The organism is Mannheimia granulomatis, from assembly GCF_013377255.1.
Classification (GTDB): domain Bacteria; phylum Pseudomonadota; class Gammaproteobacteria; order Enterobacterales; family Pasteurellaceae; genus Mannheimia; species Mannheimia granulomatis.
This window is the reverse complement of sequence record NZ_CP016614.1, coordinates 90,350-101,943: the sequence shown is the minus strand read 5'-3', so window position 1 is coordinate 101,943 and position 11,594 is coordinate 90,350. Positions and strand designations below refer to the sequence as shown.

The 11,594-nt window shown below is 37.7% G+C and carries 10 protein-coding genes; 4 read left to right on the top strand and 6 right to left on the bottom strand.

The genetic code is table 11. From position 1 onward, the window contains the following. The 6 genes from uriH to A6B41_RS00475 all read right to left on the bottom strand — a co-directional run bounded on the left by uriH (position 1) and on the right by A6B41_RS00475 (position 6,208). Positions 1-933 (bottom strand): uridine-preferring nucleoside hydrolase UriH, encoded by a 933-nt coding sequence (uriH, locus tag A6B41_RS00500; RefSeq protein ID WP_027073504.1) that lies wholly within the window; start codon positions 931-933, stop codon positions 1-3. A gap of 46 nt (positions 934-979) precedes the next feature. Next, a complete protein-coding gene (locus A6B41_RS00495; protein WP_027073505.1) occupies positions 980-1,897 on the bottom strand; it encodes a pseudouridine-5'-phosphate glycosidase in 918 nt (305 codons plus the stop codon). Then, on the bottom strand, positions 1,890-2,993 hold the full coding sequence (locus tag A6B41_RS00490) for a carbohydrate kinase (protein WP_027073506.1): 1,104 nt from the start codon (positions 2,991-2,993) through the stop codon (positions 1,890-1,892). The genes A6B41_RS00495 and A6B41_RS00490 overlap by 8 nt, the downstream gene beginning before the upstream one ends. A gap of 149 nt (positions 2,994-3,142) precedes the next feature. After that, a complete protein-coding gene (locus tag A6B41_RS00485; protein ID WP_027073507.1) occupies positions 3,143-4,795 on the bottom strand; it encodes a phospho-sugar mutase in 1,653 nt (550 codons plus the stop codon). A gap of 236 nt (positions 4,796-5,031) precedes the next feature. Beyond that, positions 5,032-5,661 (bottom strand): tellurite resistance TerB family protein, encoded by a 630-nt coding sequence (locus A6B41_RS00480; RefSeq protein ID WP_027073508.1) that lies wholly within the window; start codon positions 5,659-5,661, stop codon positions 5,032-5,034. Between the two features lie 73 nt (positions 5,662-5,734). After that, a complete protein-coding gene (locus A6B41_RS00475) occupies positions 5,735-6,208 on the bottom strand; it encodes a YchJ family protein (RefSeq protein ID WP_027073509.1) in 474 nt (157 codons plus the stop codon). Between the two features lie 450 nt (positions 6,209-6,658). Between A6B41_RS00475 and mnmG the strand changes: the two genes are divergently transcribed. From mnmG to A6B41_RS00455, 4 genes are all read left to right on the top strand, one after another. Continuing rightward, positions 6,659-8,551, top strand: coding sequence for a tRNA uridine-5-carboxymethylaminomethyl(34) synthesis enzyme MnmG (mnmG, locus tag A6B41_RS00470; RefSeq protein WP_027073510.1), 1,893 nt, complete (start codon positions 6,659-6,661; stop codon positions 8,549-8,551). Positions 8,552-8,746: 195 nt separating this feature from the next. Next, positions 8,747-9,895 carry a Fic family protein gene (locus tag A6B41_RS00465; RefSeq protein WP_027073511.1) on the top strand — a complete coding sequence of 383 codons (1,149 nt, stop codon included), beginning with the start codon at positions 8,747-8,749 and terminating at the stop codon, positions 9,893-9,895. Between the two features lie 125 nt (positions 9,896-10,020). Further along, on the top strand, positions 10,021-10,632 hold the full coding sequence (gene rsmG, locus A6B41_RS00460; RefSeq protein ID WP_027073512.1) for a 16S rRNA (guanine(527)-N(7))-methyltransferase RsmG: 612 nt from the start codon (positions 10,021-10,023) through the stop codon (positions 10,630-10,632). 287 nt (positions 10,633-10,919) lie between these two features. Then, positions 10,920-11,567 carry a YagU family protein gene (locus A6B41_RS00455; protein ID WP_027073513.1) on the top strand — a complete coding sequence of 216 codons (648 nt, stop codon included), beginning with the start codon at positions 10,920-10,922 and terminating at the stop codon, positions 11,565-11,567. Positions 11,568-11,594: the final 27 nt, after the last annotated feature.

Genomic DNA, 11,594 nt, shown 5'->3' with positions numbered 1-11,594 from the left:
TTAGCCGAGATTTTTCACCGAGTCGATTACCAAATTCCAGAAACGCGCTTTATCCAATTTTTTTGCTACCCAAGTATTGCAAGGTTTTAGCGGATAACGGAAATCAGCAACGGTCATTCCTAAGGTGTGAGTTCCTGTTAATTCAATATTAACCGGCACTTGTTGTACTTCAATTAAACTTGGGTCAATCACATAGGCGACAGCACAGGCATCGTGTACCGGAGGGGCATCAAAATCTTGGGCTTGTTTATACATTTTGCCGAAAAATTCGAGCAACTCCACCACAAATTGCCCCGGTTTAGTGTTGAGTGCAGCAAAGCGTTCAACAACATCAGGCGTAGCTAATGCTTGGTGGGTAAGATCTAATCCTACCATTGTAACCTTCCAACCGGCATTAAAAACAATATGAGCAGCTTCCGGGTCAATTTTAATGTTAAATTCTGCAACCGCACTCCAGTTACCGGTGTGATAACCGCCTCCCATCAACACAACCTCTTTTACTCGCTCAATAATACGAGGCTCTAACCGTGCAGCTAACGCTATATTAGTTAATCCACCTGTTGGCACTAAAGTAATGCTTTTTTCTGGGTGCGACATTACTAAATCAATAATTAAATTGGCTGCATGCTGGTCTGAAAATTGTTGAGTAGGTTCGGGTAATTTGGGTCCATCCATTCCCGAATCACCATGAATATCAGGGGCATTTTCCACTTCTCTCACAAGTGGGTGAGGGCAGCCTTTCGCAAAGGGAATATTTCGAATATTGGCAATTTCTGCAACTGCAAGTGCGTTACGAGACACTTTTTCTAACGTTTGATTTCCAACAACAGTGGTTACCGCTAATAAATCAATATTTGGATTTCCCCATGCTAACATCATCGCAATCGCATCATCATGCCCGGGATCACAATCTAAAATAATTTTTTGAGCCATTATTTTCTCCTTAATTATATAAAAAAGAGAATTAGTCATTCTCTCTTTAATGTTTTAAATTGAAATAACTCACTGCAAGTTGAGCGCCAACTTTAGCGTTATTTTTGACTAAATGAATATTAGCCTCTAAGCTTTTACCACCTGTCATTTCAACAATCTTACCTAATAAGAATGGTGTAATCTCCTTGCCGACAACGCCTTTCTCCTCGGCTTCTTTAACCGCCTTTGCAATAATGCCATCAATGTATTCAGGCGCTAACGCGTATTCTTCAGGAATAGGATTTGCAACAACCACACCTCCTTTTAACCCTAATTCCCATTTAGTTTTAATCGTATTGGCAATGTGTTGTAAGTCATCTGATGAAAGTGGTAGTGGTAAGCCGCTGTCTCGACAAAAGAAGGCTGGTAGGTTTTTCGTTTTATAACCAATAACAGGCACACCTTTAGTTTCTAAATATTCTAATGTTGCAGGAAGATCTAAAATCGATTTTGCCCCAGCACAAATAACGGTAACATTTGTTTGAGCAAACTCATCTAAATCAGCTGAAATATCTAAATTATGTTCCCAGCCACGGTGAACTCCACCTAAGCCACCGGTTACAAAAAATTTAATCCCTGCAAGCTCTGCTGCGATCATAGTGGTGGCAACTGTTGTTGCACCTAAACGTTTTGAGGCGACAATTTCAGCTAAATCCCGACGTGATACCTTTGCAATTCCTTTACTACTACCAAACATTTCCAATTCATCGTCAGATAAACCAATTTTAATTTTGCCATCAACAATCGCTATAGTTGCAGGCACAGCGCCGTTATCACGTATAATTTGCTCAACTTCTCGAGCCATTTTTACATTTTGCGGATAAGGCATACCGTGAGAGATAATCGTTGATTCTAATGCAACAATTGGTAAACCTTTTGCCATACCTTCTTTAACTTCTTGTGATAAAACTAAGTACTTATTCATAAAAGTTCTCCATTTCAGTTTGTAATTGTGCTTTGGTTAAATTTGTTCGAACCGTAAATTCAGATTGAATGGTGTAATAAGCATTCGTCATACCGGCTAGAACACATTTTTGTTCGTTTTCACCTTGCAACCATGCATCAATAAATGCCGCACTAAAAGAATCTCCGGCACCTGTTACATCAATCACTTTCGAAGGTTCCAACGGTTTTACCGGATACCATCTATAACTATTTTTAGTCGCCAATAACACACCTTTTGAACCTAATGTGAGAATAACCTGTTTTACCCCACAATCTAAAACGTCGTTTACAGCCTCTTTTAGCTTATCTTCCGAATCCAGCACTCGCCCAACAAATGAGCCAAGTTCTCCTTTATTAAGAAACAAACAATCCACACCCAAAAGCTGTTTAGGTAAGTTTTTCATTTTAGGTTCTGATACCGCAATAATGACTAATTTAACCTGTTGTTTTTGTGCATAAGCACATAAAAATTCAACGGTTTCTTTAGGGCAATTTAAATCAACAACTAAACATTTTGCGTTGCGTAAATACTGTTGTTGCTTTATGAGAAGTTCTGGTTTGAAATGATCATAAATAGACATATCTGCTAAGCCTAAATACATTTCACCATCAATATCAAGAAGTGCGGTATAATAACCTGTTGATTGCCCCTCGATCATAATTACTGATTCCGTATTCATAAAAGGCGAGGATAGTGTTTTTATACGAGACCATTCAGGATCATTTCCAACCGCTGAAATTAAAATCACATTTTGTTCTAAACGACCTAAGTTCTCAGCGATATTGCGAACTACGCCCCCAATAGAAACTTTGGATGTAATAGGATTAGAGGTATAACCTTGTAATTCATGATTTGTTTTAATTTTTTTATCAAGGTTTGCAGCCCCAATACAGACCACAGAATTTCGCTCGTTAAACACATAAGCTTTACCAAGCAAATATTCTTTTTTTACCAGACTTGAAATAATATTTGCCACAGCAGGACGAGAAAGCGCCACTTTATCGGCAATATCTTGTTGAGAAATAAAAGGATTTTGACGAATAAGTTCAAAAATAACACGCTCATTATCAGTCATATCATAGCCTCCAATAAACATAAGTTTATATTTCTAAACTTATGTTTAATATTTTTAGCTAAAAAATGAGCAGTTGCAATTGTTTATTTTTAGAACTGTGAGAGAGATCACAAAATAAATGGGCGAACTATGTTCGCCCAAAACTTAAATTAACAATCTTGTTTTCCGTATTGCTCTTGACGAAGAAGCGAACGTACACTTTCATCAAACTGAGCTAATACAAGTTCCGCATTTTCGGCATCAGTTCCTTTAGCATCCAAATAGAATTTAATTTTTGGCTCTGTACCGGAAGGGCGAACAATTAAACGACTGCCGTTTTCTAAAATGAAAACTAAAATATCATTTTTGCGTTCTGTTTTCGTATGATCGATAAATTCAGTTACTTTAAAACCACCAATTTCAGCTGGAGGAGTACTGCGTAATGCAGCCATCAATTTACCGATTTCGGCTAAATCGCAAACTCTTATTGAAATTTGACCGCTTACATAAGCACCAAATTCTTTCACAAACTCAGCCGTATAATCTGCTATTGTTTTACCTTCTTGTTTTAAGCTACATACCAAATCTAAGAAAGTAATTGCTGCTGAAATACCATCTTTATCGCGTACTTTATCCGGGTCAACTAAATAACCTAAGGCTTCTTCAAAGCCAAATAAGAGATTTTCAACTTTACCGATATATTTAAAGCCAGTTAAAGTTTCTTCTGAGTTCAAACCATATTTTTTCGCAATTTCGGCTAAAGCTGGAGAAGACACTAATGAACAAGCCAATACACCTTTTTTACCCTGCGCTTGGAATTGTTTTGCTAAATACCAACCTAAGAAACAGCCAATCACATTACCATGAAGAGGCTTCCAATTACCTTCACTATCCGGAACAGCAACTGCTAAACGGTCAGCATCAGGGTCATTAGCAATGATAAATTCTGCATTTTTCTCTTTTGCTAATTTAATCGCTAAATCAAGAGCACCTTTTTCTTCCGGGTTAGGGAAGTTTACGGTCGGGAATGAACCGTCCGGTTGAATTTGCTCTGTCACCAAATGCGGTTGAGGTAAGCCGGCTTTCTCTAATGTTTTACTTAATACTTCATAGCCTACACCATGCATTGCGGTATACACATAATTAATCTCTGCTTTTGGCTGTTTTGCTAGAGAAGCTGTTTTTTCAATGTAAGCATTAACCACCTCATCATCTAACACAGTAAACTCTTGGCTACGAGGTAAATCTCTAATATCACCGCTTGCCACTTTATCAATTAAAGCAGCAATTTCTTTATCAGCAGGGGAAACAATCTGCCCCCCACCATTTGCTTTACCTAAATAGACTTTATAGCCATTATCTTCCGGTGGGTTATGACTTGCGGTTACCATTACACCTGCTGTGGTATCAAAATATTGAATTGCAAAAGCAAGCACCGGGGTAGGTAATTTGCGAGGTAATAAATAAGTTTTAATGCCGGCCGCTGCCATAATTTCTGCGGTATCACGAGCAAACACATCTGAATTTTTACGCCCATCATAACCAATTACAATCGAAGGCTCTTTATCATAACCTTTTACAAATTCAGCTAAACCGCCGGCAGCTTGAGCGACCAATACACGGTTCATTCCCTGAGAGCCGGCCTGCAATCTACCACGTAGCCCTGCTGTACCAAACTGTAGGCGACCATCAAAACGAGAAGTTAATTCTGCTTTCGCTTGTTCATCAGATTGTGCAGCTGTGATTAGCTTCTCTAACTCTGCACGGGTTTCCGCATCCGGGTCTTGCGCTAACCAATTTTGGGCAACTTGAAAAATAGTCATCTTTTTACTCCTAATGTAATTAAATATATCCCTTCTAGATTAGCCCAAAGAGCCTTTATTTAAAAGGCTTTATTTACTTTTTTGTGATCTAGTTATCAAATAAAAAACGGGCAAACGGTTGCTAGAAAGTAATATTTTATTTCGTTTTTATATAAAAAGAACAAGCGGTCATATTTCACAAGTTTTTTGCAAAAAACTCTCAAAATATAACCGCTTGCATCTAAAATAGTTCTAGATTAGAAACCGGCATCTTTCTCTAATTGTTCAACTAAAGCATCCGGTAAACCTAATGCATTTGCTAAATTAGCTAAAAATACAATTTCTTTACGTTCTAAGTTTGTACATACCGCACGAGCTGCCAAGTAAACTTGAGTGGCTAAAGCTTGATTATTTCCAACTTGGCGGGCAATTTCTTCCACACTAGCCGGATTATTCATCTCTTGGCTAATCCACTCCAATATTTCAGCATCTTGTGATACTTGTGAAATAATCGTAGCCTTTTCATCTTCCGTAATAGCACCATCGGCCGCTGCTGCTGCAATCATCGCTTGTAAAATAACTTTACTTGCCGCATTAGCATCAACATTTTCAAAACTGTTTTGACTTAACTCAGATGCTGATGCATTTTGAGCTTGGTATTTTTGATAGGCTTGGTAAGCAAGGCTACCAAGTGCTGCTAGAGAGCCTAATTTAGCTAAACTTGATCCGCCATTACGACCAAAAAGCATTGAAATTAATCCAAGAGCTGCGGCTCCTCCGCCAATTTTAGCGATTTGATCGTTTTTAGTATTACCTTTAATTAAGCCATTTGTTGCAGCATCTTTTGCTGTATCTAACACTTGGTTTAAAATCTTGCTGAAATCCATTTTTTTGTCCCTCTTGGTAAGTGATTAAATTCCTTTATTTAGTCAAGCCAATCAAAAAAGAGTTCCATATAAATTAAAGATAATAACCACAACAATGTTTAAATTTTTTATCTGAACCACATAAGCAATTTTGCTTTTTTGAAGGTAAAGGAACGGTTGGATCAACAAAAAACCATCTATCATTAATTTGGACAAACAACGAGTTTTCGTGATGCTCTTGTTTACCTTCCTGCGTTGCAAAAAACGCTTTAAACTCAACTTTACTGTGAATTTTAGAAATATAAGGTAGATGATTCACAATTTCTAATCCCATCCAACAAGTCGTCTCTCCCCACTCTTTCATAGCAGCTTGATCAAGCAAAGCCTGCTGGCTAGGGACCGTCGTTTCTACAATATAAGGAATATTCACTAACGTATAAGCACTATAACGTGAACGCATAAGTTGCTCGGCACTTTCCGGAAAGAGCTTTTTCAAATGAAAAGGTTGGCAACACTCTGAGTAATTTTTACCTGATTGGCAAGGACAAGCGGTGGTTTTTTCTAACATTTTTGCACATTGACTAAATAACAATTTAAGCGAAATTTTACTCTAGAAACCGAAAAAAATAAATTTCCCTTAAAAAGCGTGACACACCTCATGTGGATAAGTTATGGGAAAAGTCTGAATTATTTGGTATTTATTCTATAAAAACTTAACAAAAAATATACTCTGTGGATAACTTAACTTTTTATCCACAAGTTAGATCTCTAAATTAATTGCGCTATACACCTATAAAAAGAGATCTAACTTATTGTTTTGTAAAAGGAAGATCCTTTATACACAAAAATAAGAGGATCTAATAAGAATAGCAATAAAGATCTTTATATAGATCTCTTTTATATTTAGTTCACTTAAGTTTGATCTTTTCCTCTTTAAAATCTATTTCCCAGCTCCTCCTTTTTTAAGGTAAAATAGCCGATTATTTTTAGAAATTAGATTCAGATAAATAGGCTATATATGATTTATAACCAGATTTACGATGTTATTGTCGTAGGTGGCGGACACGCGGGTACTGAAGCAGCACTTGCGCCGGCTAGAATGGGGTTAAAAACCTTACTTTTAACACATAATGTTGATACTCTAGGTCAAATGTCGTGTAATCCTGCTATTGGTGGTATCGGCAAAGGGCATTTAGTGAAAGAGATTGACGCAATGGGTGGTTTAATGGCGATTGCTACCGACTTTGCAGGGATCCAATTTCGCACATTAAACAGTTCTAAAGGCCCGGCTGTGCGAGCTACCCGTGCGCAAGCCGACCGTGTGCTTTACCGCAATGCAGTGCGTACAGCGTTAGAAAACCAAGAAAATTTAGATATTTTCCAACAAGAAGTGGTCGATATTTTAGTTGAAAATAATCGTGCTGTGGGTGCTGTAACTAAAATGGGATTAGTTTTTAAATCTCGCTCGGTAGTACTAACAGCAGGCACTTTTTTGGCGGGTAAGATCCATATTGGTTTAGATAACTATGCCGGTGGTCGAGCAGGTGATCCGGCAGCGACTATGTTGGCGGATCGTTTGCGTGATCTTAATTTGCGTGTTGATCGCTTAAAAACAGGTACACCGCCACGATTAGACGCTCGTACCATTAATTTTGATGTATTAGCAAAACAACACGGCGATGATGTATTACCCGTAATGTCTTTTATGGGATCGGTTGAAAATCATCCTCGTCAAATTCCTTGCTACATTACGCATACTAATGAGCAAACACATGATGTGATTCGTTCAAATTTAGATCGTAGTCCGATGTATACCGGAATTATTGAGGGGATTGGCCCACGTTATTGCCCGTCTATTGAAGATAAAGTAATGCGTTTTGCCGATCGCAATAGTCACCAAATTTATCTTGAACCGGAAGGCTTAAATACCATCGAAGTTTATCCTAACGGTATTTCAACCAGCTTGCCGTTTGATGTACAAATGGGGATTGTAAATTCAATGAAAGGGTTAGAAAACACCCGCATTATCAAGCCGGGCTATGCTATTGAATATGACTATTTTGACCCACGTGATTTAAAACCAACACTTGAAACCAAAGCAATTGACGGCTTGTTCTTTGCCGGGCAAATTAATGGAACAACCGGCTATGAAGAAGCGGCAGCTCAAGGTTTGTTAGCCGGGATTAACGCGGCATTACAAGTGCAAGGCAAAGAGGCTTGGTTCCCAACCCGTGATTTAGCTTATACAGGCGTATTGGTAGATGATCTTTGCACACTTGGCACTAAAGAGCCTTATCGTGTATTTACTTCTCGTGCGGAATACCGTTTATTACTGCGTGAAGACAATGCAGATATCCGCTTAACGCCGATTGCTCACAAGCTTGGATTAATTGATGAAGCTCGTTGGGTTCGTTTTAATCAAAAGATGGAAAATATTGAAAAAGAGCGCGAGCGTTTAAAACAGATTTGGATTCATCCACAATCAGAGCATTTAGCTGCCGTTAATGCGTTAGTTAGTTCTCCACTCACCCGTGAAGCCAGCGGTGAGGATTTATTACGCCGTCCGGAAATGAGCTATGAAAAACTCACCCAAGTGCCACTCTTTGCTCCGGCGTTAGAAGATAAACAAGCGGCAGAGCAAGTGGAAATTGCGATTAAATATCAAGGTTACATTGAGCATCAATATAACGAAATTGAACGCCACCGCCGCCACGAAAATACGCAAATTCCACCGGAGTTTGATTACGACAAAGTAGATAGCTTATCTAATGAGGTCCGAGCAAAATTAATGCAACATCGCCCAGTTTCAATCGGACAAGCAAGCCGCATTTCAGGTATTACCCCGGCTGCGATTTCAATTTTACTTGTGAATTTGAAAAAGCAGGGAATGTTGAAGAGAGGCGAGCTGTAGAAGGTCTGTTAAACCTTTCACTTTTTAAAGTGAAAGGTTTTTTTATCATTGTTTTAAAGATAATACTAAAATATAATTCAAGATAATTTTCTATATAGTCGGAATCTTTTTAAATCTGATTATTTATCTATCTATTTGATTTATATCGTTTTTATTTTATGATTCACAATGCTGTAAACGGAGATATTCAAGATAATGAAGCCAACATTTCAAGATTTTCCATTACAATTACTAAATCCTCGTTTTGACTCAGATTTGATTGATGTACTCACTGAATTAGAGAAATTACGCACACTTCGTTTAATTGGTGATGTGCATCCTGTCATTTTTATGCAGCTAAAAAGCATTTTCCATATGCTGGAAAGTTTGGGGTCTGCTAGGATTGAAGGGAATCACACTACATTAGCAGACTATGTGGAAAACCATTTGGATAATCAATCAAGTCCTTCTGAGCAATTAGAAGAGATTCGTAATATTGAAAACGCAATGCGATTCATTGATGAACATTTACAAGCTGGAGAGCCTATCAGTGAGTATTTTATTCGTGAATTACACGCGTTAACCGTAATGAGCTTGACAAGGGAAGGAGATAAAACCCCGGGAGAGTATCGTAAACATAAAGTTGCTATTGCACAATCCAACCATATACCGCCTGATTTTCTTCAAGTGCCTAATTATATGCAGGAGTTAGTCGAATTTATCAATAATAATGACAAGCCAAAATATGATTTAATGAAAATAGCCTTGGCACATCATCGTTTCGGTTGGATTCATCCGTTTGGTAATGGCAATGGCCGCACAGTACGCTTGTTGACTTATGCTTTATTGGTTAAATATGGTTTTAATGTGCAGGCCGGAGGGCGGGTATTGAATCCGACAGCTGTCTTTTGTAGCGACAGAAATCGCTATTATGAGATGTTATCTGTTGCAGATAACGGTACGCCTGAAGATTTAGAAAAATGGTGTACCTATGTTCTGTCGGGCATCTCAAGGGAGTTGCAGAAAGTCGATAAGTTAACCAGCCAAAAATTCTTAAATGAAAGAATCTTGCTACCAGCGATCCAATATTCTCAAAAAAGACAATTTATTAATGAGGATGAAGCGAAAATTTTGCGTTTTTCAGTTGTGAATAGTGAATTTAAGGCAGGAGATATAGGCATAATTTTTCCACACTTGACGGCTAATCAACGTACTTATCAGATAAAAAAGATGGTTGAGAGAGGATTTATTTTGCCACTGGAAGAAAGGGCAAGAATCTATATTCCAAATTTTTCTCAATCTTATTTGATTCGAGGAATGATAGATGCCCTAAGGGAAAATGGTTTTATCGGAGGGTTAGATTAATCGCAGAATACTAGATATAGGGGAAAGTGAAAGAAATGTAACAGCGGACAAGCGGTCGTTTTTTCGGTAAAATTTACAAACTATCTTGGGGATTTTCTATCACAAATAAAGAAGGAATTTGTAAAATGTTAGCTAAATTAGACCGCTTGTTAGCCCAAGCGAATATTCAGTTACCCGATCAACAAAAAGCACAGTTAGTCGGCTTTGTGCAGTTACTGGATAAATGGAATAAGGCTTATAATCTGACTTCTGTTCGCAACCCGGATGAAATGCTGGTAAAACACATTTTAGATAGTTTGGTAGTAAGCCAACATTTACAAGGTGATAAGTTTATTGATGTCGGTACCGGCCCGGGCTTACCAGGTATTCCGCTTGCGATAATTAATCCGGATAAGCAATTCGTCTTATTAGATAGCTTAGGTAAGCGTATCACATTTATTAAAAATGCTCTGCGTGAGTTAGAGATTCGAAATGTTACCCCTATACTTAGCCGTGTGGAAGAATATGACGAACAACGATTCGATGGTGTACTTAGTCGAGCTTTTGCCTCTCTTGACGATATGGTGAATTGGTGTTACCACTTACCGAGTGAAAACGGCAAGTTTTATGCGTTAAAAGGCATTTATGATGAGCTAGAGGTTCAGTCAGTTAAAAAACCGGTAAAGTTGGTGAATGTAATTCAACTTGAAGTCCCTGAATTAATTGGAGAAAGACATTTAGTCGTACTTCAAAAATAGTATTTATAGCTTATATATTAAACCTTAATAGAATAGTCAAACACCTTGATATAATTAACTTTCAAGGTGTTTTTTTGTTGTAAAAATGTTTATTTGTTAAATAAATAAAAAGTAAAAAGATTAAATATAAATAAAATGTTATCTATTTCTTTGAAGTTAACTCTTTTTAATTATTTAATTTGCAATTTAAATTAATTGTCTTCAAAATAGTATTTGCCTTTTGAAATGTCATTTCAAAAATGGCGTATTAACACAACACTATTATTCACTCAAATTAGGATTTTATTATGAGTATTTTTCAACAAACTAATCCAAATCGCCGTCGTTATGGTTTAGCTGCCTTTATCGGTATTATTGCTGGTACTATTTCTGCATTCGTAAAATGGGGAGCAGAACATCCGTTTCCTCCACGTAGCCCACTTGATTTATTTACAGCAGCTTGTCCACAACCTGTTTTAGATGCAATGAATGCAGCAGCAGATCAAGTGGCGGCGAAAACAATTGCATTACAAGAATGTTCGCGTGCCTTTTTAAATCCGCCACACGTATTTTTACGTGATTATATTGGCATTGACCCAACAGAAGCTGCATTTACATTTGCTGATCATGCATTCAACTGGATTGGTGTTACTCACATGATTTTCTCATTAGTTTTTGCGATCGGATATTGTATTGTTGCGGAAATATTCCCTAAAATTAAGTTCTGGCAAGGTATTGGTGCGGGTCTTATCGCTAATATTTTTGTTCACTATATTACATTCCCGGCATTGGGATTAACTCCACCTGTGGCTGAATGGCCGTTATATGAGCATATTTCTGAATTAGTCGGTCATATTTTCTGGTTCTGGACAATTGAGGTTATTCGCCGCGATTTACGTAACCGTATTACTCATGAACCTGATGCAGAAGTGCCTTTAGATCAACCATATCGTTAATTGATAAAAGTTATTTTATTTACTAGG